A 26,083-nucleotide genomic window follows, 5' to 3' on the forward strand; every position below is an offset into this window, starting at 1 on the left:
GATGCGCATCGGTCAACTCGATCTGATTCGGTACGGCAAGTTCACCGACGAGACATTGCTTTTTCCGGCGGCGACGCAGGATTTCCATGTGATCGTCGGGCCGAACGAAGCCGGCAAGTCGACGATTCGGACGGCGGTGACGGAACTGCTGTTCGGGATGAAGCTGCAGACGCCCCTCGACTTTCTGCATGGCACGCCCGATCTGCGGATCGGCGGCGTGCTCGAAAGCGGCGGGGCGACGCTCGCGTTTCATCGCGCGCGAGGCCGCAGCTCGCTGCGTACACGCGACAACGACAAGCTGCCCGACGACTATCTCGCGGCCGTGCTTGACGGCGCGACGCGCGAATTCTTCGAGCAGATGTTCGGGCTCGACCACGGTCGGCTTGTCGATGGCGGACGCAGCATCCTGGACGCATCGGACAAGCTCGGCCAGGTGCTGTTCGAATCGGCGGCCGGCGTCGGCCGGCTCGGCTCCGTGCGCGACGAACTCGACGCACGGGCCGCGGAACTGTGGGCGCCGCGGCGCAGCGGCAGCGCATTTGCGGTTGCCGAAACGGCGTTCAACGAAGCGGTGGCCGAACTGAAGGCAGTGCAGGTGCGCACGCGCGACTGGGTCGACAGGAAGGAAGCGCGCGAAGCGGTCGAGCACGAGATCGCGCTGGCGCGCACGGAGCTGCGGCGGCTCGAATCGCTGCGCTCGAAATTCGAGCGCGTCCGACGGCTTGCGCCGTATCTGAAGGAACTGGCGCTCAACGAGGCCGCGTTGGCGGAGCTCGGCGACGTGGTGGACCTGCCGCCTTCCGCGGGTGCGGAGCTGCTGAAGGCGCAGGGCGATCTCGCCGCGGAGCAAAAGGTGCTCGAGGCGCGCCGCGCGGATCTGATCGCCAAGCGGCAGGCGCGCGATGCGATCGACGGCGATACGGATGCGCTCGCGCGCGCGGCCGACATCGAAGCGCTCGAACGGCTGCGCGCCACGTGCGCGCACCACGCACAGGATTTGCTGCTGCTCGGCGCGGAAGTCGACCGGCGTCTGTCGGCCGCATTCGACGCGGCTGCGCAACTGGGCTGGCCGAGCGACGAATCGGCATTGCGCGCGGCGTTGCCGTCGGCGCTCGCGTTGAAGACGGTCGAAAGCCTGCTGCGCGAACACGGCGCGCTTCATCAGGCGCTCGTCGGCGCACGCGATTCGCTCGACGAGCGGATGCGCGAGGCCGATCAGGTGCGCGAACAATTGGCGAGCGTGTCGACCGTCGACGTACCGGAGCCGCTGCGTGCCGCGCTCGTCGATGCGCGCGGCCTGCGCAACATCGGACAGCGCGAGCATGCGCTTGAAGCCGAAATCGCGAGCGCCGAGCGCGTGCTGGCCGGCGCGCTCGATGCGCTCGGTCCGTGGCGCCGGCCCGTCGACGCGTTGCATGCGCTCGACGTGCCGTCCGCGGCACGGGTCGGTGCGCTGCTCAAGGCGGAAAGCGAATGCATGAGTGCGGTCGCAGCGGCGCGCGATGCGCGCGACGCTGCGCAGGAAGAGCTCGAACGGCTGGCATTGCAGGAACGGCATTTCGCCGAGAACCACCCCGTCGTCACGACGGCGGAAGTGCTTGCCGCCCGTGCGCGCCGCGACCGTGCATGGAGCGATGTGCGCAGCGGTGCGGTCGACCTCGCGGCGGGCGCACCGGCCGTCGACGACGCGATTCGCGTCGCCGACCAGCTCGTCGATGCGCAGCTCGGTGCGACGCAAGCGGCCGCGACGCTGCAATCGCTGCGTCAGCAAGTCGAAACCGCGCGTGCGCGCGTCGCACGCCGGCAAGCGGTGCTCGACGACCGCGAACGCGACCTCGCCGCACATCGCGACGCGTGGGCGGCATGCGCTGCGGCGGCCGGCGTGCCCGGCATGCCGCTCGATGCAATGACGGACTGGCTGGCACGACGCGATGCGGTATTCGTCGCGCAGGCGGACGTCGAGCGGCTGCGCAACGAACGCGACATGCTGCGCGACACGCGCACGCGCGCAGAGTCGGCACTGCGCGCGGCGTTGCGCGCCGTATCGCGCGGCGACGACGCGCAAGGGCTGGACACGCTCGTCGCGACGGCCGAGACGTTCGTGCAGTCCGCGGAGAAGGCGAGTGCGCGCAAGGAGAGCCTCGACGAACGCGCACGGGAAGCCGAGCGCGGCTGCGCGACGGCGCGATCGCGCGTCGATCAGGCGCAGTCCGCGTACGACGCATGGCAGCAGCAGTGGCGCGACGCGCTCGCCGATGCACGGCTTGCCGCGAGCGCGACGTCGCTCGCGGCAGCGGAGGGCGCACTGGCACTCGCGAATACGGTGACGGCCGAGCTTGCTGCGGCCGATGCGCCGCGCAACCGGATCGCGACGATGCGCGCGGAGCTGGCCGCGCTCGAGGCAGGCGCGCGACGGCTCGCCGAAGCGCTGGCGCCGGAATGGCTGACGATCGGCGACTGGCTCGAAGTCGCGCGCCGGCTGAGCGCGCGCCTGTCTGCCGCGGTGGAAACCGCTCGCGCGATCGAGCGTGCGGACGAAGCGATCCGGCAGGCCGACGACAAGGTCGCCGACGCTGCCGCAGCAGTGGCCGGCGCCGATGCGCGCGTCTACCCGCTGCTTCAGCTGGCGGGCGTCGCGACGATCGACGAAGCGCTGCGGCTTGCCGAACGTTCCGACCGTCGTCGCGCGCTTCGGCGAGCGGTCGATGCCGCGCAACAGCAGCTGACGCGCGACGGAGACGGGCTGTCGCGCGCGGCGCTCGAAGCGGAAGTCGCGGAATACGAGATTGCGGCCGTACCGGCGCACCTCGAAGCCGTGAAGCAATCGATCGAGGATGTCGGCAAGCGGCTCAATGCGCTCGCGCAGCAGCAGGTCGTCGCCGAGCAGGCATTCGGCGCGATCGACGGACACGCCAATGCGGCGCTCGCGGAGGCGAAGCGTCAGGAAGCGCTGGCCGCGATGGGCGATGCGGCCGAGCAGTATCTGGAAGCCGCGACGGCGAGCCGTTTGCTGAAGTGGGCGACCGATCGCTATCGCGACCAGAAGCAAGGGCCGATGCTGCGGCGCGCCGGCGAGATTTTTGCGGGGCTGACGCTCGGCGAGTTTGCACGGCTGACCGTCGATACCGAGCGGACGCCGCCTGCGCTGTATGCACGGCGCACGAGCGGCACGTCGGTCGAAGTGGCCGGGCTCAGCGAAGGCACGCGCGACCAGTTGTTTCTCGCGCTGCGGATCGCGGCGCTGGAGTTGCAGCTCGGCAGCCGGACGTCGCTGCCGTTCGTCGCCGACGATTTGTTCATCAATTTCGACGATACGCGTGCGAAGGCCGGGTTCGAGGCGCTGCGCGATCTGTCGACGCGCACGCAGGTGCTGTTCCTGACGCACCACGACCATCTGCTGCCGCTCATCGCGGATGTGTTCGGCGCCCAGGTCAACGTGATCGAGCTGCAGCGGCAATCGGCGGCTGCATGAGACGCAGCGGGCCGGTATGGCAGCGCACGCGTCCGGCGGCCGCATGCGCGTACGATGACGGATTCGGTGCGCGGGCGGTCGACGCAGCCGCGGGTGCGTCCATACGACGGGAGGTGTCATGAACAAGCTGATCGCGGCCATCGCGTTCGCGGCGGACCGGCATCGGAATCAGCGTCGCAAGGACGAGGAGGCGTCGCCGTACATCAATCATCCGATCGCGCTCGCCGACGTGCTGGCGAACGAAGTCGGCATCGAGGACGAACGCGTGATCGTCGCCGCCGTGCTGCACGACACGATCGAGGACACGGAGACGACCGAGCTGGAACTGCTGCGTCTGTTCGGCAAGGACGTCGCGGACATCGTGCTCGAAGTCACCGACGACAAGTCGCTGCCGAAGGAAACGCGCAAGCGGCTGCAGGTCGAGCACGCGGCCCACATCAGCCGCCGCGCGAAGCTCGTGAAGCTCGCCGACAAGATCTGCAATCTGCGCGACATTGCGCAGCATCCTCCGGCCGACTGGCCGCTCGAGCGCAAGCAGGCGTATTTCGACTGGGCGAAGTCGGTCGTCGACCGGATGCGCGGCGTGCATCCGGGGCTCGAAGCGATCTTCGATGCCGCGTACGCCACGCGGCCGAGCGAGTGAGGCGCCGCGATGCGTGACGATCGTTCGACCGGCCGTGCGCGGGGCAGGCGCGGTGAGGCGTCGTCGACGCGCGCGGTTGCCGGCGTCGACGTCGGCGGCGACAAGAAGCAGTGCGATCTCGTGATCCTGCGCGGTTCGACGGTCGTCTGCCATGAGGCGCGGATCGCGCCCGAAGCACTGCTGCCGCTATGCCTCCGACATGACGTCGTTGCCGTGGGTGTCGACGCGCCGAGCCAATGGTGGGCCGGTAACGGACGTCGGCCGGTCGAGCAGGCGCTCGCGCGCGAGCGCATTTCGTGTTTTCCGACGCCGACGCGCGAGCAGGCGATCTCGAGTGCGTCGGGCTTCTTCGACTGGATGTTCGTCGGTGAGCGCGTGTATCGGGCGCTCGCCGGCGCGTATCCGCTATTGGTCGACGCGCACTATGGCGGCGGCCGTGTGAGTTTCGAGACGTATCCGTATGCGATCACGTGCGCGTTGCTCGGCAAGGCCACGGCGTCGGCGAAGCAGAAGCGGATTCAGCGTCGACAGTTGCTGGAACGGCTCGGGATCGACGTCGCAACGCTGCGGACGGTCGATGCGCGCGATGCGGCGTTATGCGCGGTGACGGCACGATTCGTGATCGAAGGAAGCGCGCACGCGTATGGCGATGCGCAAGGCGGGCATATCCGTGTGCCGGTCGTGGCGGAGCCGATCGTCCTCGATCCGTCGTAGTGGCGGCTGCGTCGTTGTTTTGCGTTCCCGCGCTGGAGAGCGACCGAGCGCGCCATTCGGTTCGAGCAAGCGGCCGGCCGTTGCGGCCGACGCAGCACATATCGAACGTCGGAACGTCGGCATGCGTGAAGTCGGCACATTGCCGATTCCGATGTGCGATGCGATGAGTCGTCAGTCCTCGAGGATGGACGAGGGCACGCTCGCCAGATCGCAGGCGCGCGCCTGCTCGAAGTAATTGTCCGCATCGTCGATCATGACGATGGCGACGTCGATGAGTTCGTCGAGTCGCTGCAGCAGTGCTTCGCGCCACTCCGCGTCCTCGTCGCGCGCGGGCGTTTTGTCGAGCTGCTCGATGATCGAATCGGCGGTCTGCACGAACGGAATCGCTTGCTGATAGTTTTCGATCGATACCATCGCTGCGTTGCGTGCGCCGACGAGTCGTTCGCGATGCTCGTCCGCCAGTTCCGTTTCGCCGCTGATCCGCTGCAATACATCGGAGATGCGTTGCAGCAGCGGCGGGACCCGTTCTTCCAGGGTGGCGGCGCGTTCGCGCAGCGCAGCGAATTCGGCGCGGAGATCGGCCTCGCCCGATTGTGTGAAGCTGTCCATCGTCATCGTAAGTGTGTATGCGATCGCGGCATGATACTCGACCGCGCGCGGCAGCTTGTTCGACACGCGTTACGGGCAACCGGCAGACACGGTCGTGGCGTGAGCGTCGCGTATATATAGAAGAAGCAGGAACGTGCTGTGGCGCGTCGCGTCTCTTTAAAAATATTTTCACAAACCGCTTGCGTGTTGGACGTGGGCTGCATAGAATCACGCCTCTTTCGCGCTAACGGAAACGCGGCGCGAGAGGGGAAGCGGAGCCGGAGGTGTGCTGCAGCATAGAGCGCCCGGCCGACGAAGGAAGAAGAACCGCGCAGTCGCAACGATGTAGTGAAAAAAGTTGTTGACGAGCTGCGAAACAGTGTTCATAATCTCGCTTCTCTGCTGCTGACAACGCAGCGCTGCTGAGCAAGACGATCTGCTCGCAGATATGTTCTTTAAAAACTAACAGCCGATAAGTGTGGGCGCTTGATGTGAGCGAGACCTGATCTTCGGATCGGGATAGCAAAAGTATCAAGAGTCTCACACTAAAGTAAGTCAGGTTTATGAAGCAATTCATATGACCTGTCAGCTTTGAGTGAGCGACCGGTTCGAGAGAACCGAAAACAGTAACAGGTTTGAACTGAAGAGTTTGATCCTGGCTCAGATTGAACGCTGGCGGCATGCCTTACACATGCAAGTCGAACGGCAGCACGGGTGCTTGCACCTGGTGGCGAGTGGCGAACGGGTGAGTAATACATCGGAACATGTCCTGTAGTGGGGGATAGCCCGGCGAAAGCCGGATTAATACCGCATACGATCCACGGATGAAAGCGGGGGACCTTCGGGCCTCGCGCTATAGGGTTGGCCGATGGCTGATTAGCTAGTTGGTGGGGTAAAGGCCTACCAAGGCGACGATCAGTAGCTGGTCTGAGAGGACGACCAGCCACACTGGGACTGAGACACGGCCCAGACTCCTACGGGAGGCAGCAGTGGGGAATTTTGGACAATGGGCGAAAGCCTGATCCAGCAATGCCGCGTGTGTGAAGAAGGCCTTCGGGTTGTAAAGCACTTTTGTCCGGAAAGAAATCCTTGGCTCTAATACAGTCGGGGGATGACGGTACCGGAAGAATAAGCACCGGCTAACTACGTGCCAGCAGCCGCGGTAATACGTAGGGTGCGAGCGTTAATCGGAATTACTGGGCGTAAAGCGTGCGCAGGCGGTCTGTTAAGACAGATGTGAAATCCCCGGGCTCAACCTGGGAACTGCATTTGTGACTGGCAGGCTAGAGTATGGCAGAGGGGGGTAGAATTCCACGTGTAGCAGTGAAATGCGTAGAGATGTGGAGGAATACCGATGGCGAAGGCAGCCCCCTGGGCCAATACTGACGCTCATGCACGAAAGCGTGGGGAGCAAACAGGATTAGATACCCTGGTAGTCCACGCCCTAAACGATGTCAACTAGTTGTTGGGGATTCATTTCCTTAGTAACGTAGCTAACGCGTGAAGTTGACCGCCTGGGGAGTACGGTCGCAAGATTAAAACTCAAAGGAATTGACGGGGACCCGCACAAGCGGTGGATGATGTGGATTAATTCGATGCAACGCGAAAAACCTTACCTACCCTTGACATGGTCGGAATCCTGAAGAGATTCGGGAGTGCTCGAAAGAGAACCGGCGCACAGGTGCTGCATGGCTGTCGTCAGCTCGTGTCGTGAGATGTTGGGTTAAGTCCCGCAACGAGCGCAACCCTTGTCCTTAGTTGCTACGCAAGAGCACTCTAAGGAGACTGCCGGTGACAAACCGGAGGAAGGTGGGGATGACGTCAAGTCCTCATGGCCCTTATGGGTAGGGCTTCACACGTCATACAATGGTCGGAACAGAGGGTTGCCAACCCGCGAGGGGGAGCTAATCCCAGAAAACCGATCGTAGTCCGGATTGCACTCTGCAACTCGAGTGCATGAAGCTGGAATCGCTAGTAATCGCGGATCAGCATGCCGCGGTGAATACGTTCCCGGGTCTTGTACACACCGCCCGTCACACCATGGGAGTGGGTTTTACCAGAAGTGGCTAGTCTAACCGCAAGGAGGACGGTCACCACGGTAGGATTCATGACTGGGGTGAAGTCGTAACAAGGTAGCCGTATCGGAAGGTGCGGCTGGATCACCTCCTTTCCAGAGCTACTCGCGAAGTTGAGCGCTCACGCTTATCGGCTGTAATCAAGACAGACTCAGGGGTCTGTAGCTCAGTCGGTTAGAGCACCGTCTTGATAAGGCGGGGGTCGTTGGTTCGAATCCAACCAGACCCACCAAGTTGTCTGGCGAGAAGAAACCTGGGTGGTCTCTGTATGGGGGCATAGCTCAGCTGGGAGAGCACCTGCTTTGCAAGCAGGGGGTCGTCGGTTCGATCCCGTCTGCCTCCACCAATCTTCAATGCGAAGTGCTTGGTTCGAAAGCGAACCGAGGATTTGGCATTGGCGATTGAGCCAGTCAGAGTGATGCAGGAAACTGTATCGGCTGTCGTTCTTTAACAATCAGGAAGAAGTAAGTAATTTGGATAGCGGAAGCGTCTTATGAGATGGACGTGGAAACTATCCGGGTTGTGATTGTATCGATGTATCTCAAGATGATTCGAACTTCATGTTCGGCTCAATTGGAATACGGCACACACGTAGTGTGGGCTCCGTGTAAGTGCTAAAGCACTAACGCTGAGCGACACGCGAGAACTCAACCTGTAGCGACTGTCGTCCCCATGCGGGGATGGGGCCCTCGTAAGCGCTGAAGCGCTAACGATGGCCGACATGAGACAGACTCGTTATAGGGTCAAGCGAACAAGTGCATGTGGTGGATGCCTTGGCGATCACAGGCGATGAAGGACGCGGTAGCCTGCGAAAAGCCCCGGGGAGCTGGCAAACAAGCTTTGATCCGGGGATGTCCGAATGGGGAAACCCACTCCGTATGGAGTATCCATGACTGAATACATAGGTCATGTGAAGCGAACGCGGTGAACTGAAACATCTAAGTAACCGCAGGAAAAGAAATCAACCGAGATTCCCAAAGTAGTGGCGAGCGAAATGGGATGAGCCTTGTACTCTTTATTCGTATTGTTAGCCGAACGCTCTGGAAAGTGCGGCCATAGCAGGTGATAGCCCTGTAGGCGAAAACAGTATGAAAGAACTAGGTGTACGACAAGTAGGGCGGGACACGTGAAATCCTGTCTGAAGATGGGGGGACCATCCTCCAAGGCTAAATACTCGTGATCGACCGATAGTGAACCAGTACCGTGAGGGAAAGGCGAAAAGAACCCCGGGAGGGGAGTGAAATAGATCCTGAAACCGCATGCATACAAACAGTCGGAGCCTCGTAAGGGGTGACGGCGTACCTTTTGTATAATGGGTCAGCGACTTACGTTCAGTAGCAAGCTTAACCGTATAGGGCAGGCGTAGCGAAAGCGAGTCCGAATAGGGCGTTCAGTTGCTGGGCGTAGACCCGAAACCAGGTGATCTATCCATGGCCAGGATGAAGGTGCGGTAACACGTACTGGAGGTCCGAACCCACTAACGTTGAAAAGTTAGGGGATGAGCTGTGGATAGGGGTGAAAGGCTAAACAAACCTGGAAATAGCTGGTTCTCTCCGAAAACTATTTAGGTAGTGCCTCGTGTCTCACCTTCGGGGGTAGAGCACTGTCATGGTTGGGGGGTCTATTGCAGATTACCCCGCCATAGCAAACTCCGAATACCGAAGAGTGCAATCACGGGAGACAGACATCGGGTGCTAACGTCCGGTGTCAAGAGGGAAACAACCCAGACCGCCAGCTAAGGTCCCCAAATATGGCTAAGTGGGAAACGAAGTGGGAAGGCTAAAACAGTCAGGAGGTTGGCTTAGAAGCAGCCACCCTTTAAAGAAAGCGTAATAGCTCACTGATCGAGTCGTCCTGCGCGGAAGATGTAACGGGGCTAAGCCATATACCGAAGCTGCGGATGCGAGCTTGCTCGCATGGTAGGAGAGCGTTCCGTAAGCCTGCGAAGGTGTCTTGTAAAGGATGCTGGAGGTATCGGAAGTGCGAATGCTGACATGAGTAGCGATAAAGGGGGTGAAAGGCCCCCTCGCCGTAAGCCCAAGGTTTCCTACGCAACGTTCATCGGCGTAGGGTGAGTCGGCCCCTAAGGCGAGGCAGAAATGCGTAGCTGATGGGAAGCAGGTCAATATTCCTGCACCGTCGTTAGATGCGATGGGGGGACGGATCGCGGAAGGTTGTCCGGGTGTTGGACGTCCCGGTCGCTGCATTGGAGAAGGCGCTTAGGCAAATCCGGGCGCAGGATTCAAGGGTGTGGCGCGAGCGACTTCGGTCGCGAAGCAATTGGAAGTGGTTCCAAGAAAAGCCTCTAAGCTTCAGTCTAACGATGACCGTACCGCAAACCGACACAGGTGGGCGAGATGAGTATTCTAAGGCGCTTGAGAGAACTCGGGAGAAGGAACTCGGCAAATTGGTACCGTAACTTCGGGATAAGGTACGCCCTTGTAGCTTGACCAGCCTGCGCTGGAAGGGTGAAGGGGTTGCAATAAACTGGTGGCTGCGACTGTTTAATAAAAACACAGCACTCTGCAAACACGAAAGTGGACGTATAGGGTGTGACGCCTGCCCGGTGCCGGAAGATTAAATGATGGGGTGCAAGCTCTTGATTGAAGTCCCGGTAAACGGCGGCCGTAACTATAACGGTCCTAAGGTAGCGAAATTCCTTGTCGGGTAAGTTCCGACCTGCACGAATGGCGTAACGATGGCCACACTGTCTCCTCCCGAGACTCAGCGAAGTTGAAGTGTTTGTGATGATGCAATCTACCCGCGGCTAGACGGAAAGACCCCATGAACCTTTACTGTAGCTTTGCATTGGACTTTGAACCGATCTGTGTAGGATAGGTGGGAGGCTATGAAACCGGAACGCTAGTTTCGGTGGAGCCGTCCTTGAAATACCACCCTGGTTTGTTTGAGGTTCTAACCTTGGTCCGTGATCCGGATCGGGGACAGTGCATGGTAGGCAGTTTGACTGGGGCGGTCTCCTCCCAAAGGGTAACGGAGGAGTACGAAGGTACGCTAGGTACGGTCGGAAATCGTGCTGATAGTGCAATGGCATAAGCGTGCTTAACTGCGAGACCGACAAGTCGAGCAGGTGCGAAAGCAGGTCATAGTGATCCGGTGGTTCTGTATGGAAGGGCCATCGCTCAACGGATAAAAGGTACTCTGGGGATAACAGGCTGATACCGCCCAAGAGTTCATATCGACGGCGGTGTTTGGCACCTCGATGTCGGCTCATCTCATCCTGGGGCTGTAGCCGGTCCCAAGGGTATGGCTGTTCGCCATTTAAAGAGGTACGTGAGCTGGGTTTAAAACGTCGTGAGACAGTTTGGTCCCTATCTGCCGTGGGCGTTGGATATTTGAAGGGGGCTGCTCCTAGTACGAGAGGACCGGAGTGGACGAACCTCTGGTGTACCGGTTGTGACGCCAGTCGCATCGCCGGGTAGCTATGTTCGGAAGAGATAACCGCTGAAAGCATCTAAGCGGGAAACTCGCCTTAAGATGAGATATCCCTGGAGGCTTGACCTCCTTGAAGGGTCGTTCGAGACCAGGACGTTGATAGGTCGGGTGTGTAAGCGCAGTAATGCGTTCAGCTAACCGATACTAATTGCCCGTAAGGCTTGATCCTATAACAAGTCTGCCTTGTAGATCGGCGCCGTGCGACAGCACCGGCTGCGATCCAAAGCGACATGTTGGATTCTCGTGTGCGATACGCACAACCCAAAATTACTGCTTCTTCCCGATTGGTTGCGCTGCGAAGCGGCGCAACAACCCTCTTTGCCTGATGACCATAGCGAGTCGGTCCCACCCCTTCCCATCCCGAACAGGACCGTGAAACGACTCTACGCCGATGATAGTGCGGATTCCCGTGTGAAAGTAGGTAATCGTCAGGCTCCCTAAGCCAAAAACCCCCGCCTGATCAGGCGGGGGTTTTTGCATTTGTGACGGCCGAAATGCGTCGCTCTAATCCTCTTCCCGTCTCCAGCGCATCGCATGCGCGGGAGATGCGCGAAAACGACCGAGTGATTCGGCACGACCGTCTGCTCTCTGGCGTTTCATTCTCGAACCGTTTCCCCGCTCAAACCATGATCCGCAAGATCGGCAAAAACCTGCCCGGGACGACGGCCGATTCCTTTTCGCCGATCTTCTACGCGCCGAGCGACAGATAGAGCGCTGCTGCATTCGGGTCGGCTTCGATCACGAAACTCGCGATGCCTCGCGCTGCAGTTCTGTCCGAACCGCCGTCCACAGGGGCGGCCAATACCCTGACCGATATGATCCGGACGGACAAACAGCCATCCGGGTGTCGGTCGCTCGCAGTCCATCGCCGCCCTAACCCAGAAACCGACGATCCGACGCTCGCACTAGGCGACATAGCCGATCGACTCGTCGATCGTCTCCGGCGTGATCGTGAGATGCGTTTCCCAAAGTCGAGCCATTCTCACGGACACCCTCAGTGCGCCTTCGACAGGCGAGCCAGCATCGTCAACGGCTTGGTGTCCGAAGCGCGGGCGGCACGTACGGTAAATGGTGTGCCGCATTTCGTCTCCCGTTCGTCGTATCGTTCACGAGCCGCGCTCGACTTTCGCTTTCAACCGCAATCGACGTCGTCCCGCGATCATCACCACGCAGATGCCGATCGACGCCAGGACATTGACGATCGGGTAAAACGCGACTGCGACGCTCCAGCTCTGCAGCGCCAGCACTGCGAGCGCGTATTTGACGATGCAGAGCGCGAAATAGGTCAGGCTTTCGCTCCACGGATCACGGATCGTCTTGCGAACGGTCGGGCCGAGGCCGGCCAGCTCGATCAACGTCACCAGGCAGATCGACAGCGTCGGATCATCGGTCAGCATCCAGAGCGGAATGGCCGATAGCGCAGCACACAGGAACATCCAGTCGGCGCGAGGCCAGCTGCGTTCGCCGCGAAAGATGCTCGCTACGAAGGTCAGCACGCAGGTGACGGCGATCGCTGCCGTGCACCACGCCGACGGTCCCGCTCCCGCCACGAACTGACCGGCCGCAGCAATGACCGTGACGACCGACCAGATGAGCCACGTGAACAGATGCGGGCGAACGGTGCGACGGTAGATCGCGAGCGCGTACGGCACGGGCGCCACCAGCGACACGGCGGATCCGACGACACCCAGCACCGAAGCAACACCCAGATCGACCACCATCATCGCAGCGACCTCGCCGGCAAGGACCGCTCGGTATGTGAGCAGGCCGTGTCACGCGCAACCTGGTCCGAGCATTGCGCACAGCCGGGCTCCGCCCCGCGTCGGCCCGAGAGCAGCGGGTGCGCGAGAGCCGACGGAGCAAACGCATCGACCGCCAGCTTCTGCACAAACCGGCCCCTCACCGCTCGGCCTGCGTCGCGTTGTTGATGTCGCGCCGAAACGCGCCGGGACTCGTGCCTGTCCATTTCCGAAACGCACGATGAAACGCGCTCGGTTCGGTAAATCCGAGCGCGGCCGCGATCTCCGCGACGCTCAACGTCTGTTCTCGCAGCAGCGACTGCGCGAGCGCACCACGCAGTTCGTCCTTGATCGACGCGAAGCTCTGTCCTTCGCTGCGCAAGCGTCGCCGCAGCGTCGGCGGCGTCGTGCCGAGCCGCGCAGCCAGCGTGTCGAAGTCCGGCCATTCGGCTGCAGGCAACGCTTTCAGATGCGTGCGCGTTCGCGCGACCCAGCCCGTATCGTGCCGATAGCGCACCAGCAGATTGCCGGGCGCGCCGCGCAGAAACGTCTTCAATGCCTGCGCCGACCGGATCGTCGGCAGCGACAGATACGCGGCATTGAACGTGAGCCGGCTGTCCGGACGATCGAAATGCACGGGCACGCCGAAGAAGCGGTGATAGTCGCTGCGCTGCGCGGGGCTCGCGCACGCGAAATCGATGCGCTGCAGCGGGATACGCCGGCCGATCAGCCAGCACGCGACGCCGAGCAGAATCAGCCAGAACGTCCGGTATGCAAACGCCGGATACGGCGTGTCGGACGGCGCGAGCACGATCTGCGCCAGCCCGTCCGCGACGACGAGTTCGCCGTGCGGTTCGTCGAGCACCACGCGCAGAAACTGCAGCGCGCGCCGCAACGCCTTTTCGAGCGTGCCGGCGTTCAGCACGGCGTGACACAGCAGCGTGAAGCTGCCGCGCCGCATCGGGCGCGCGGCGAGCCCGAAGAATTCGTCGTCGAGCGCGCTGGCGATCTCGAGCCACAGCCGGCCGTACTGCTGCGGCGTCACGGGCTCGCGCACGACCGGCGGCAGCCCGGCCGCGTGCAGCACGGGCGCGATCGGAAGCCCTTGCCGACGCATGCATGCAAGCGCATCCTCGACGAAGCCCGGCGAGATCATTTGCGGCCCCATTTCGTCTGCTGTCTCCCGACATGGCAAAACCGATCACGATTCTAGTTTCTGTTTGTCATTGATTGCAATGTGACGGCTGTCTACCATCGATGTACCCCCGACGCCCTGCGGCCCGCCGGCGGTCATAACGAACAGGAGACACGCATGCCTGATGGAGCAACCGCCCGGGCGGTGCCGGCGTATGCCGACGCCGTGGCCCGGTTCCGAATCGACACTGTCGCGGCGCACCTGCACGGCGACCTCGAGCACGGCCTGAACGCCTGCGTCGAATGCTGCGACCGTCATGCGTCCGGCGATGCGGTCGCACTCGACTGGATCGACATCGACGGCGCGCATCGTCGCTTCACGTTTGCTCAGATGAAAGCGCTTGCAGCGCGCGTGGCGAATCTGCTGGTCGCGCGCGGCGTGAAGCCGGGCGACGTGGTGGCCGGGCTGTTGCCGCGCACGCCCGAACTGGTCGCGACGATCCTCGGCACGTGGCGCGCGGGCGCCGTCTATCAGCCGCTGTTCACGGCGTTCGGTCCGAAGGCGATCGAGCACCGGCTGCGCATGAGCGATGCGCGACTCGTCGTGACGAACGTCGCGAACCGCGCGAAGCTCGACGAGGTTGCCGATTGTCCGCCGGTCGCGACGGTGCGCGCTCCCGAAGCGCCGCTGCCGGACGGCGACATCGACTTCCGCGCGGCGCTGGACGCGCAGTCCGATACGTTCGAGCCCGTACTGCGCAAGGGCACCGACCTGTTCATGATGATGTCGACGTCGGGCACGACGGGCTTGCCGAAGGGCGTGCCCGTGCCGCTGCGCGCGCTGCTCGCGTTTCGCCAGTACATGTGCGATGCCGTCGACCTGCGCGCCGAAGACCGGTTCTGGAACATTGCCGATCCCGGCTGGGCATACGGACTGTATTACGCGATCACCGGACCGCTGCTGCTTGGCCACGCGACGACGCTGTACGAAGGCGGCTTTACGGTCGACAGCACCTACGACGTGATCGAACGGCTCGGCATTACGAGCCTCGCCGGTTCGCCGACGGCGTACCGGATGCTGATGGCGGCCGGCTCCGATGCGGCCGCGCGCATCAAGGGCAAACTGCGCGTGGTCAGCAGCGCGGGCGAACCGCTGAACCCGGAAGTCGTGCGCTGGTTCGATGCGGCGCTCGGCGCGCCGATCTACGATCATTACGGCCAGACCGAGCTCGGCATGGTCGTGAACAACCATCACGGGCTCGCGCACGTCGTCCATCCCGGTTCCGCCGGTTTCGCGATGCCGGGCTACCGCGTCGCGGTGCTCGACGACGCGGGTCGCGAGCTCGGTCCGGGCGAGCCCGGCACGCTCGCGATCGACATCGCGCGTTCGCCGCTGCTGTGGTTCGACGGATACTGGCGGCAGGACACGCCGGCGATCGCAGGCGGCTATTACCGCACGGGCGACAACGTCGAACTGGAGCCGGACGGAACCGTCAGCTTCATCGGCCGCGCGGACGACGTCATCACGTCGTCCGGCTACCGAATCGGCCCGTTCGACGTCGAGAGCGCGCTGATCGAACATGAGGCGGTCAGCGAGGCGGCCGTGATCGGCGTGCCCGATCCCGAGCGCACGGAGATCGTCAAGGCCTTCGTCGTGCTGTCGAACGGCTACGAAGGCACGCCGGCACTCGCCGAAGCGTTGAGTCTGCACGTGAAACGGCGGCTGTCCGCGCACGCCTATCCGCGCGCGATCGAGTTCGTCGACGCGCTGCCGAAAACGCCGAGCGGCAAGATCCAGCGCTTCGTGCTGCGCAAGATGGAGGCCGACAAGGCCGCTGCCCAATCCTGAATACTTCTATAACGGACTCCGAATGAAGATCAAAGATCGCGTTTTCCTGATCACGGGCGCCGGTTCCGGCCTCGGCGCCGCGGTGGCGCGCATGGTCGTCGCCGAAGGCGGCAAGGCGATGCTGCTGGACGTCAATGGCGACGCGCTGGCGAGCGTCGCGCACGAGCTCGGCGCGGCGGCACGCCTGCTGAAGACCGACGTCACGAGCGAAGCCGACGGGCAGGCCGCGATCGCGGCCGCACGCGACGCGTTCGGCCGCATCGACGGGCTCGTGAACTGCGCGGGCGTCGCGCCGGGCGAGAAGGTCGTCGGCCGCGACGGGCCGCATTCGCTCGAGCGCTTTACGCGTGCGGTATCGATCAACCTCGTCGGCACGTTCAACATGATCCGGCTTGCCGCCGAGGCGATGTCGAAGCAGGACGCCGACGCGGAAGGCGAGCGCGGCGTGATCGTGAACACCGCATCGGTGGCCGCGTTCGACGGCCAGATCGGACAGGCCGCGTATGCGGCGTCGAAAGGCGGCGTGGTCGGCATGACGCTGCCGATCGCGCGTGAGCTCGCGCGCTTCGGCATTCGGGTCGTGACGATCGCGCCGGGCATTTTCGCCACGCCGATGATGGCCGCGATGCCGCAGGAAGTGCAGGACGCGCTCGGCAAGAGCGTGCCGTTCCCGCCGCGGCTCGGACGTCCCGAAGAATTTGCGGCGCTGGTGCGCCATATCGCCGCGAACACGATGCTGAACGGCGAAGTCATCCGTCTCGATGGCGCGTTGCGCATGGCACCGCGCTGACACTGGAGGAAACGAATCATGACGACACAGGATCCGATCGTAATCGTCGGCGCGGCGCGTACGCCGATGGGCAGCTTTCAGGGCGACCTGGCCGCGGCGAGCGCGAGCGATCTCGGCGCGGTGGCGATCCGCGCGGCGCTCGAGCGCGCGAACGTACCGGCCGAGCGCATCGACGAAATTGTGTTCGGCTGCGTGCTGCCGGCCGGACAGGGGCAGGCGCCGGCACGTCAGGCCGCGCTGAAGGCCGGCCTGCCGCTATCGGCCGGCGCGACGACCGTCAACAAGATGTGTGGCTCGGGGATGAAGGCCGCGATGTTCGCGCACGATCTGCTGTATGCCGGCTCGGCAAAGGTCGCGGTCGCGGGCGGGATGGAAAGCATGACGAATGCGCCGTATCTGCTGCCCAAGGCACGCGCCGGCATGCGGATGGGGCACGGCCAGGTGCTCGATCACATGTTCCTCGACGGGCTCGAGGACGCCTATGAAAAAGGCCGCCTGATGGGCACGTTCGCGGAAGACTGCGCGCAGGCCTATCAGTTCACGCGCGAAGCGCAGGACGCGTTCGCGATCGCGTCGCTCACGCGTGCGCAGCGCGCGATCGCCGAAGGTCGCTTCGCGGCCGAGATCGCGCCGGTCACGGTGAAGGCCGGCAAGACGGAAACCGTCGTGTCGATCGACGAGCAGCCGGGCAAGGCGAAGCTCGACAAGATCCCGACGCTGAAGCCCGCGTTCCGTGAAGGCGGCACCGTCACGGCTGCGAACGCGTCGTCGATCTCGGACGGCGCGGCCGCGCTCGTGATGATGCGCCGCTCCGAAGCGCAGCGTCTCGGTCTCACGCCGAAGGCCGTGATCGTTGGCCACGCGACGTTTGCGAACAAGCCGAATCTGTTCGCGACCGCGCCGATCGGCGCGATTCGCACGCTATCCGAAAAGACCGGCTGGAACCTGCGCGACGTCGATCTGTTCGAGATCAACGAGGCGTTCGCAGTCGTCCCGATGGCGGCGATGCGCGATCTCGATCTGCCGCACGACAAGGTCAACGTGCACGGCGGTGCGTGCGCGCTCGGTCATCCGATCGGCGCATCGGGCGCACGCGTGATGGTGACGCTGCTGGCCGCGCTTGAAACGTACGGCCTGAAGCGCGGCGTCGCGTCGCTGTGCATCGGCGGAGGCGAAGCGACGGCGATCGCGATCGAACGCGTCGCGTAACGGCGAGTGCATCGGCGCGCGGCACGGTGGCGCGCGCGGTGCGAGGGGCGACGACGAGTGACGCACGCGGCCACGCCGCTGCGCGCTCGCGTCGCCCTTTTTGCGCGCGCTAGCGCGGCGCTTTCGGCGACACGGCGCCGCACGCGCGCAGCACGAGCTGCACGACCTGCTCGGTCTTCTCGTCGAACGCCTTCTGCGTGAGCGCACGCTTGCCGCTCAGCGCACGGATCTGCGCGTCGAAATCCGCATAGTGCTGCGTGGTCGCCCAGATCAGATACATCAGCGCACGCGCATCGATCGGCGCGAGCAGCCCGCGCGCGATCCAGCCGTCGATCACTTTCACGCGCGTATCGAACCACGGCTTCACGCGGTCCGACAGAATGTCCTGCATATGCTCGGCGCCGTGGATGATCTCGTTCGCCCACACCTTCGAGCCGAGCGGCCGGCGCCGCGACAGCGCCATCTTCGCGCGCACGTAGTTGCCGATCGCCTCCACCGGATCGTCGCCGGCCTCGAACGAACCGGCCGCGCGGTGCCAGTCCTCGAATAGATCGTCGAGCACGCGGCGGTACAGCGCGAGTTTCGTCGGGAAGTAGTAATGCAGGTTCGCCTTCGGCAAACCGGCGCGCTCCGCGATCATCGCGGTGCTCGCCCCGTCGAGCCCGCGCTCGGCGAACACGGCTTCCGCGCACGCGAGCAGATGCGCTTCGTTGCTCTCGCGGATGTGCGCCTTGCGTCGCCGCAAAGGCGTGTGCGCTGGATCGCTTTCGGTCACTGCGGCGCTCGCGTCGTCATGTCTCATCGTTGTCCTTGCGCGGCGCGCATGCCGCGTTGGGCTTCATTCTAGCCGCTCGTGCGCGTCGCGCCCATGCACGGCCGTGCGGCCGGTGCACGCGATGTTGCGATGCGGTGGCACGTTTCTCGCTCGTTCGATCCCGCAAAGAAAGACATTGCTTTGGCAATTTTGATCGTCTAAAACCTGTCCAATCGGACAGGATTCGATGCGCGGCGAGCAGCCGTGCTAACCCCGCCGGCGATGTGTCGGACGAAACGCGTCAACGATGCGCACACGCACCGCAGCCGTGCACGTGTGCGCCGAAACGGACCGCATGCGCACCGGCGAAGACCGGATCGACGACCTCACCGACCCCACAGGAGCGACGCGAATGAATGCGGTATCGGAAGCATTGAAGCGGACGGCCATCGATCCGTCGGTCAAGGTAGACGGCAAGCGTTTGTGGAACAGCCTGATGGAAATCGCGAAGATCGGCGCGACGCCGAAGGGCGGCGTGTGCCGCCTTGCGCTGACCGATCTCGACAAGGCGGGCCGCGACCTGATCGTACGCTGGGCGAAGGAAGCGGGGTGCACGGTGACCGTCGATACGATGGGCAACGTGTTCATGCGCCGCGCCGGGCGCGTCGCCGATGCGGCGCCGGTCGTCACGGGCTCGCACGCGGATTCGCAGCCGACCGGCGGCCGCTTCGACGGCATCTATGGCGTGCTCGGCGGTCTCGAGGTGATTCGGAGTCTGAACGACCACGGGATCGAGACCGAGCATCCGGTCGAGGTCGTGATCTGGACCAACGAGGAAGGCTCGCGCTTCGCGCCTGCCATGGTCGCGTCGGGCGTGTTCGCGGGCGTGTTTACGCTCGAGTACGGGCTGTCGCGCAAGGACGTCGACGGCAAGACGATCGGCGAGGAACTCCGGCGCATCGGCTATGCGGGCGACGTGCCGTGCGGCGGCCGGCCGTTGCATGCGGCGTTCGAGCTGCATATCGAACAAGGGCCGATTCTCGAAGCCGAGCGCAAGACGATCGGTGTCGTCACCGATGCGCAAGGGCAGCGCTGGTACGAGATCACGTTGACCGGACAGGAAGCGCATGCCGGCCCCACGCCGATGCCGCGCCGTCGCGATGCGCTGCTCGGCGCGGCGCGCGTCGTCGATCTCGTCAACCGGATCGGCCTCGATCACGCGCCGTTCGGCTGCGCGACGGTCGGGATGATGCAGGTGCATCCGAACTCGCGCAACGTGATTCCGGGCCGCGTGTTCTTCACCGTCGATTTCCGTCATCCGGACGATGCGGTGCTCGCGCAGATGGATGCCGCGCTGCGCGACGGCGTCGCGCGCATCGCGGCCGACATCGGCCTCGAGACGGCGCTCGAGCAGATCTTCTACTACAAGCCGGTCGCATTCGATCCGGCGTGCGTGCAGGCCGTGCGCGACGCCGCCGAGCGCTTCGGCTATTCGCATCGCGACATCGTGTCGGGTGCCGGCCACGATGCGTGCTATCTCGCGCAGGTCGCGCCGACGTCGATGGTGTTCGTGCCGTGCGTCGACGGCATCAGTCATAACGAGGTCGAAGACGCGACGCCCGAGTGGATCGAGGCCGGCGCGAACGTATTGCTGCACGCGATGCTGTCGCGCGCGTGCGAGCCGGTGTCATGACGCAGCAGCCGTAACGCGGCGCGCGGCCCGCACGCCGCCGCCGTACCGCATTCCGCAGCACGATCGTCCCGGCGCCGCAACGCAGCCGGCGGGGACGGCTTTGCCTCCACCCAGCCGAAGGAACGCGTATGACCACCCAGCCAACCGGCGATATCGCCGCGCATCGCCAGTCGTCCACGCAGCTCTCCTGCGAATTCGCGGACATCGCGCCGCTGCTAGACCCGACCGCGGCCGCGGCGGCCGCGAGCCGCTGCCACTACTGCTACGACGCGCCGTGCGTGCACGCCTGCCCGACGCAGATCGACATTCCGGGCTTCATCCGCAAGATCGGCAACGGCAACCTGAAGGGCGCGGCGATCGACATCCTGTCCGCGAATCCGCTCGGCGGAATGTGCGCGCGCGTCTGTCCGACCGAAATCCTGTGCGAGGGCGCATGCGTGCGCAACCATCAGGACGCGCAGCCCGTCGCGATCGGCGCGCTGCAGCGGCATGCGACCGACTGGGCGATGGCGAGCGGCGCGGTGCGCTTCCAGCGCGTGCCCGACACGGGATACCACGTCGCCGTGGTCGGCGCGGGGCCGGCCGGGCTCGCGTGCGCGCACCGGCTCGCGCTCGCCGGCCATCGCGTGACACTGTTCGATGCGCGTGCGAAGGCGGGCGGGCTCAACGAATACGGAATCGCCGCCTACAAGACCGTCGACGATTTCGCGCAGCGCGAAGTGGACTGGCTGCTGTCGGTCGGCGGCATCGAGCTGAAGACGGGCGTCGCGCTCGGCCGCGACCTGACGCTCGACGCGCTGCGCGAAGGGCACGATGCGGTGTTTCTCGCGATCGGCCTCGGCGGCGTGCGCGCGCTTGCGGTGGAGGGCGAGCAGCTCGCGGGCGTGATGAACGCGGTCGATTTCATCGAACAGGTGCGGCAGGCCGATGCGCTCGAGAACGTGCCGGTCGGGCGCCGCGTGGTCGTGATCGGCGGCGGCAACACGGCGGTCGATGCGGCCGTGCAGAGCCGCAAGCTCGGCGCGGAGCGCGTGACGATGGTGTATCGGCGCGGCGTCGAAGCGATGAGTGCGACCTGGGCCGAACGCGAGTTCGCGCAGAAGAACGGCGTGACGCTCGTCACGCATGCGCGCCCGGTGCGGATGATCGGTGCAGGCGGTCAGGTGACGGGCGTCGAATTCGACACGGCGTCCGGCGAGCGCCTGACGATCGACGCCGATATGGTGCTGAAGGCGATCGGCCAGACGCTCGTGCCGGACGGCGTCGCCCCCGCGCTGCTGACGCCCGACGGCGCGCGCATTGCCGTCGACGCGGACGGCCGCACCGCATGGCCCGACGTATGGGCGGGCGGCGACTGCGCCGCGACGGGCGGCATCGATCTGACGGTACAGGCGGTGCAGGACGGCAAGCGCGCAGCCGCGTCGATCGACGCCGCGCTCGCGCAACGCAGTGTGCGCGCCGCGTGAGCGGTGCATCGCGCGTCCTCGTATCGACGACAACGACCCCACCTTCACGGAGCCGAACATGGCCGATCTTCGCTGCACCATTGCGGGCATCACTTCTCCGAATCCGTTCTGGCTGGCCTCCGCGCCGCCGACCGACAAGGCCTACAACGTCAACCGCGCGTTCGAGGCGGGCTGGGGCGGCGTCGTCTGGAAGACGCTCGGACTCGATCCGCACGTCGTCAACGTCAGCTCGCGCTACGGCGCCGTGCAGTGGAACGGCCAGCGGATCGCGGGGCTGAACAACATCGAGCTGATCACCGATCGTCCGCTCGACGTGAACCTGCGCGAAATCGCGCAGGTGAAGCGCGACTGGCCCGACCGCGCGCTGATCGTGTCGCTGATGGTGCCGTGCAACGAGCGCGACTGGAAATGGATCCTGCCGCTCGTCGAGGACACCGGCGCCGATGCGGTCGAACTGAACTTCGGCTGTCCGCACGGCATGAGCGAGCGCGGCATGGGCGCGGCCGTCGGGCAGGTGCCCGAATACGTCGAGATGGTCACGCGCTGGGTCAAGGAAGGCACGAAGCTGCCGTGTCTCGTGAAGCTCACGCCGAACATCAGCGACATCCGGATGGGTTCGCGCGCCGCCTACAAGGGCGGCGCGGACGGCGTGTCGCTGATCAACACGATCAATTCGATCGTCGCGGTCGATCTCGACCAGATGGCGCCGATCCCGACCGTCGACGGCAAGGGCACGCACGGCGGCTACTGCGGGCCGGCGGTCAAGCCGATCGCGCTGAACATGGTCGCGGAGATCGCGCGCGATCCGGAAACGCCGAACCTGCCGATCTCCGGCATCGGCGGCATTTCGACATGGCGCGACGCCGCCGAATTCATCGTGCTCGGCGCGGGCAGCGTGCAGGTCTGCACGGCGGCGATGCATTACGGATTCCGGATCGTGTCGGACCTCGTGGACGGGCTGTCGAACTGGATGGACGACAAGGGCTATGCGACGCTCGACGACGTGCGCGGCCGCGCGGTGCCGAACGTCACCGACTGGAAGTACCTGAACCTGCAGTACGACATCAAGGCGCGCATCGACCAGGACCGCTGCATCCAGTGCGGGCTGTGCCACATCGCCTGCGAGGACACCTCGCATCAGGCGATCACGCGCGAGAAGGACGGCGTGCGGCACTTCGAAGTCGTCGATGCGGACTGCGTCGGCTGCAACCTCTGCATGCACGTGTGTCCGGTCGAACAGTGCATCACGATGGAGCGCGTCGACGCGGGCGGCTACGCGAACTGGACCACGCATCCGAACAACCCGGCACGCGCGGACGCAGGCGCGGGCGCCGCGCCGCCCGAGAAGCATGCGAAGGCGGCCTGAGCGGTAGCCGGCGGCGCGGTGCGAGCCGGGCCGCCGTTTTCGATTCCGTCGGCCGGCATCGAGCGATGCCGGCGCGGACGTTTCCGTGGAGCGCATCCGATGAAAGCGACAGCGAACAGTGCCGAACCCGACGGCATGGCGATGCCGGGCGGCAGCCTGTACAACGACGATCTGGCGCCGACGACGCCGGCGCAACGCACCTGGAAGTGGTATCACTTCGCGGCGCTGTGGGTCGGGATGGTGATGAACATCGCGTCGTACATGCTGGCGGCCGGCCTGATCCAGGAAGGCATGTCGCCGTGGCAGGCGGTGCTGACCGTGCTGCTCGGCAATCTGATCGTGCTCGTGCCGATGCTGCTGATCGGCCACGCAGGCGCGAAGCACGGGATTCCGTATGCGGTGCTCGTGCGCGCGTCGTTCGGTACGCAAGGCGCGAAACTGCCGGCGCTGCTGCGCGCGATCGTCGCGTGCGGCTGGTACGGGATTCAGACCTGGCTCGGCGGCAGCGCGATCTACACGCTGCTGAACATCCTGACCGGCAACGCGCTGCACGGCGCGGCGCTGCCGCTCGTCGGCATCTCGTTCGGGCAGCTCGCGTGCTTTCTGGTGTTCTGGGCGCTGCAGCTGTATTTCATCGTGCACGGCACCGATTCGATCCGCTGGCTCGAAAGCTGGTCTGCGCCGATCAAGGTCGTGATGTGCATCGCGCTCGTCTGGTGGGCGACCTCGAAGGCGGGCGGCGTCGGCTCGATGCTGTCCGCGCCGTCGCAGTTCGCGGCCGGCGGCAAGAAGGCCGGGCTGTTCTGGGCGACCTTCTGGCCGGGCCTCACCGCGATGGTCGGCTTCTGGGCGACGCTCGCGCTGAACATTCCCGACTTTACGCGCTTCGCGCATTCGCAGCGGGACCAGATGATCGGGCAGTCGCTCGGGCTGCCGGTGCCGATGGCGCTGCTGTCGGTCGTGTCGGTGGTCGTGACGTCCGCGACGGTCGTGATCTACGGCAACGCGATCTGGGATCCGATCGACCTGACGAGCCGGATGACGGGCATCGGTGTCGGCATCGCGCTCGTGATCCTGACGCTCGACACGATGTGCTGCAACCTCGCCGCGAATCTGGTCGGCCCCGCGTACGACTTCTCGAGCCTCTGGCCGAAACGGATCTCGTACCGCACGGGCGGGCTGATCACCGCGACGATCGCGATCGTGATGATGCCGTGGAAGATCCTCGCGACGACCGACGGCTACATCTTCACCTGGCTCGTCGGCTATTCGGCGCTGCTCGGCCCGGTGGCCGGGATCCTGATGGTCGACTACTTCCTGATTCGCGGCACGCAGCTCGACACGCGCGCGCTGTTCGACGAAAGCGGCGGCTTCAGCTATGCGCGCGGCTGGAATCCGGCCGCGCTCGCCGCGCTCGCGATCGGCGTGCTGCCGAACTTGCCCGGCTTTCTGCATACCGCGTTTCCGGCGTCGTTCCCGAACGTGCCGGCGTTCTTCAATACGCTGTACACCTACGCGTGGTTCGTCGGCCTCGTGCTGGCGTCGTGCGTGTACGGCACGTGGATGAGATGGCGCGCGGCGCAGCGCGCGCAGATCGCGAGTGCATGACGCGCGGCATGCGCGCCATGCGGCACCCGACAGTCAACGAGGAGGCAACGAGATGGCAATCCTGATTCGCGGCGGCACCGTGATCGATGCGGACCGCTCCTATCGCGCGGACGTGCTGTGCGCCGAGCCGCAGGACGGCGGCACGATCCTGCAGATCGCCGAGAAGATCGACGCGCCGGCCGGCGCGACGATCGTCGACGCGCACGACCAGTACGTGATGCCGGGCGGCATCGATCCGCATACGCACATGGAACTGTCGTTCATGGGCACGACGGCGAGCGACGATTTCTACTCGGGCACGGCCGCGGGGCTCGCGGGCGGCACGACGAGCATCATCGATTTCGTGATCCCGAGCCCGAAGCAGCCGCTGATGGACGCGTTTCGCGAATGGCTCGGCTGGGCCGAGAAGGCCGCGGCCGATTATGGCTTTCATGTCGCGGTCACCTGGTGGGACGAATCCGTGCATCGCGACATGGGCACGCTCGTGCGCGAGCACGGCGTGTCGAGCTTCAAGCATTTCATGGCGTACAAGAACGCGATCATGGCCGACGACGAGATCCTCGTGAACAGCTTCACGCGTTCGCTCGAGCTCGGTGCGCTGCCGACCGTCCATGCGGAGAACGGCGAACTCGTGTTCCGGCTGCAGCAGGCGCTGCTCGCGCGCGGGATGACGGGCCCCGAAGCGCACCCGCTGTCGCGGCCGCCCGAGGTCGAGGGCGAGGCGGCGAACCGCGCGATCCGCATCGCGCAGGTGCTCGGCGTGCCGGTGTATATCGTCCACGTCTCGGCGAAGGACGCGGTCGATGCGATCACGCGCGCGCGCAGCGAAGGGCTGCGCGTGTTCGGCGAAGTGCTGCCCGGCCACCTGGTGATCGACGAGGCCGTGTATCGCGATCCCGACTGGACGCGCGCGGCCGCGCACGTGATGAGCCCGCCGTTCCGCTCGGCCGAGCATCGCGAAGCGCTGTGGCGCGGGCTGCAGGCCGGGCAGCTGCACACGACGGCGACCGATCACTGCGTGTTCTGCGCCTCGCAGAAGGCGATGGGCCGCGACGATTTCACGAAGATTCCGAACGGCTGCGGCGGCGTCGAGGATCGGATGTCGGTGCTGTGGCATCACGGCGTGAACCACGGCCGCATCACGCCGAACGAGTTCGTGCGGATCACGTCGACGAATGCCGCGCAGATCTTCAACCTGTATCCGCGCAAGGGCGCGGTGCAGGTCGGCGCCGATGCGGATCTCGTCGTCTGGGATCCGGCCGCGACGAAGACGATCTCGGTGAACACGCATCACCAGCAGGTCGACTTCAACGTGTTCGAGGGGATGACCGTGCAGGGCGTCGCGACGCACACGCTCACGCGCGGTGCGCTCGCCTGGGCCGACGGCGAGCTGCGCGCGGTGCGCGGCGCGGGCCGCTACCTGAAGCGGCCGCCCGTGGCCGGCTACTACGAGGCGGCGCGCATCGCGAACCGGCTGCGCGAGCCGCAACCGGTCGAGCGCGCGCACTGAGCCTGCGGCGCGGGGCGGGC

At 64.7% G+C, this 26,083-nt stretch carries 15 protein-coding genes, 2 tRNA genes and 3 rRNA genes; 16 read left to right on the forward strand and 4 right to left on the reverse strand.

What is annotated here, in order from left to right; translation table 11 throughout:
- Position 1 precedes the first annotated feature (1 nt).
- The 3 genes from NP80_RS00920 (at position 2) to NP80_RS00930 (ending at position 4,829) form a co-directional block, all read left to right on the forward strand.
- Positions 2-3,472, forward strand: coding sequence for an ATP-binding protein (locus NP80_RS00920; protein WP_006411405.1), 3,471 nt, complete (start codon positions 2-4; stop codon positions 3,470-3,472).
- 118 nt (positions 3,473-3,590) lie between these two features.
- The gene (locus NP80_RS00925) at positions 3,591-4,115 is read left to right on the forward strand and encodes an HD domain-containing protein (protein ID WP_006405539.1); all 525 of its coding nucleotides are present in this window, start codon (positions 3,591-3,593) and stop codon (positions 4,113-4,115) included.
- A 9-nt stretch (positions 4,116-4,124) separates the two neighbouring features.
- Positions 4,125-4,829, forward strand: coding sequence for a DUF429 domain-containing protein (locus tag NP80_RS00930; RefSeq protein ID WP_006411403.1), 705 nt, complete (start codon positions 4,125-4,127; stop codon positions 4,827-4,829).
- 171 nt (positions 4,830-5,000) lie between these two features.
- On the opposite strand, the gene NP80_RS00935 is transcribed toward NP80_RS00930, so the two are convergent.
- Positions 5,001-5,438, reverse strand: a complete 438-nt coding sequence (locus NP80_RS00935) for an ATPase (protein ID WP_172488714.1) — start codon at positions 5,436-5,438, stop codon at positions 5,001-5,003.
- Between the two features lie 616 nt (positions 5,439-6,054).
- Between NP80_RS00935 and NP80_RS00940 the strand changes: the two genes are divergently transcribed.
- The 5 genes from NP80_RS00940 to rrf all read left to right on the forward strand — a co-directional run bounded on the left by NP80_RS00940 (position 6,055) and on the right by rrf (position 11,379).
- Positions 6,055-7,587 (forward strand): 16S ribosomal RNA (locus NP80_RS00940).
- 60 nt (positions 7,588-7,647) lie between these two features.
- Positions 7,648-7,724 (forward strand) — tRNA-Ile (locus NP80_RS00945).
- 38 nt (positions 7,725-7,762) lie between these two features.
- A tRNA-Ala gene (locus NP80_RS00950) sits at positions 7,763-7,838 on the forward strand.
- 395 nt (positions 7,839-8,233) lie between these two features.
- Positions 8,234-11,114: ribosomal RNA gene (locus tag NP80_RS00955) — 23S ribosomal RNA — on the forward strand.
- Between the two features lie 152 nt (positions 11,115-11,266).
- Positions 11,267-11,379: ribosomal RNA gene (gene rrf, locus NP80_RS00960) — 5S ribosomal RNA — on the forward strand.
- The 16S, 23S and 5S rRNA genes sit together here with 2 tRNA genes alongside, the layout of an rRNA operon.
- A 672-nt stretch (positions 11,380-12,051) precedes the next feature.
- Here rrf and NP80_RS00965 read toward each other — a convergent pair.
- Together NP80_RS00965 and NP80_RS00970 are read right to left on the reverse strand one after the other, a co-directional pair.
- On the reverse strand, positions 12,052-12,669 hold the full coding sequence (locus NP80_RS00965) for a hypothetical protein (protein ID WP_006407304.1): 618 nt from the start codon (positions 12,667-12,669) through the stop codon (positions 12,052-12,054).
- 175 nt (positions 12,670-12,844) lie between these two features.
- On the reverse strand, positions 12,845-13,852 hold the full coding sequence (locus NP80_RS00970) for an AraC family transcriptional regulator (RefSeq protein WP_006408726.1): 1,008 nt from the start codon (positions 13,850-13,852) through the stop codon (positions 12,845-12,847).
- A 144-nt stretch (positions 13,853-13,996) separates the two neighbouring features.
- Here NP80_RS00970 and NP80_RS00975 point away from each other — a divergent pair, with 144 nt between their 5' ends.
- From NP80_RS00975 to NP80_RS00985, 3 genes are read left to right on the forward strand one after another with little or no spacing between them, the layout of a single operon-like run.
- A complete protein-coding gene (locus NP80_RS00975) occupies positions 13,997-15,667 on the forward strand; it encodes an acyl-CoA synthetase (protein ID WP_035489662.1) in 1,671 nt (556 codons plus the stop codon).
- Between the two features lie 22 nt (positions 15,668-15,689).
- Complete coding sequence (locus NP80_RS00980) at positions 15,690-16,457, forward strand: 3-hydroxyacyl-CoA dehydrogenase (RefSeq protein ID WP_006410850.1); 768 nt, start codon at positions 15,690-15,692, stop codon at positions 16,455-16,457.
- Between the two features lie 18 nt (positions 16,458-16,475).
- Positions 16,476-17,666, forward strand: a complete 1,191-nt coding sequence (locus NP80_RS00985) for an acetyl-CoA C-acetyltransferase (RefSeq protein ID WP_006410852.1) — start codon at positions 16,476-16,478, stop codon at positions 17,664-17,666.
- A gap of 109 nt (positions 17,667-17,775) precedes the next feature.
- Here NP80_RS00985 and NP80_RS00990 read toward each other — a convergent pair whose 3' ends face one another.
- The gene (locus tag NP80_RS00990) at positions 17,776-18,468 is read right to left on the reverse strand and encodes a TetR/AcrR family transcriptional regulator (RefSeq protein ID WP_006402878.1); all 693 of its coding nucleotides are present in this window, start codon (positions 18,466-18,468) and stop codon (positions 17,776-17,778) included.
- A gap of 364 nt (positions 18,469-18,832) precedes the next feature.
- Between NP80_RS00990 and NP80_RS00995 the strand changes: the two genes are divergently transcribed.
- From NP80_RS00995 to hydA, 5 genes are all read left to right on the forward strand, one after another.
- Positions 18,833-20,113 carry a Zn-dependent hydrolase gene (locus NP80_RS00995; protein ID WP_035947441.1) on the forward strand — a complete coding sequence of 427 codons (1,281 nt, stop codon included), beginning with the start codon at positions 18,833-18,835 and terminating at the stop codon, positions 20,111-20,113.
- Positions 20,114-20,241: 128 nt separating this feature from the next.
- Positions 20,242-21,579: an NAD(P)-dependent oxidoreductase gene (locus tag NP80_RS01000; RefSeq protein ID WP_006410851.1), complete on the forward strand. Its 1,338-nt coding sequence runs from the start codon at positions 20,242-20,244 to the stop codon at positions 21,577-21,579.
- Between the two features lie 58 nt (positions 21,580-21,637).
- Positions 21,638-22,945 carry an NAD-dependent dihydropyrimidine dehydrogenase subunit PreA gene (gene preA / locus NP80_RS01005; protein WP_006407312.1) on the forward strand — a complete coding sequence of 436 codons (1,308 nt, stop codon included), beginning with the start codon at positions 21,638-21,640 and terminating at the stop codon, positions 22,943-22,945.
- Positions 22,946-23,044: 99 nt separating this feature from the next.
- Entirely contained in the window at positions 23,045-24,553 is a 1,509-nt protein-coding gene (locus tag NP80_RS01010) for an NCS1 family nucleobase:cation symporter-1 (RefSeq protein ID WP_035947438.1), read from the forward strand.
- Between the two features lie 52 nt (positions 24,554-24,605).
- Complete coding sequence (gene hydA, locus NP80_RS01015; RefSeq protein WP_006410857.1) at positions 24,606-26,063, forward strand: dihydropyrimidinase; 1,458 nt, start codon at positions 24,606-24,608, stop codon at positions 26,061-26,063.
- Positions 26,064-26,083 lie beyond the last annotated feature (20 nt).

The organism is Burkholderia multivorans ATCC BAA-247 (assembly GCF_000959525.1).
GTDB lineage: Bacteria > Pseudomonadota > Gammaproteobacteria > Burkholderiales > Burkholderiaceae > Burkholderia > Burkholderia multivorans.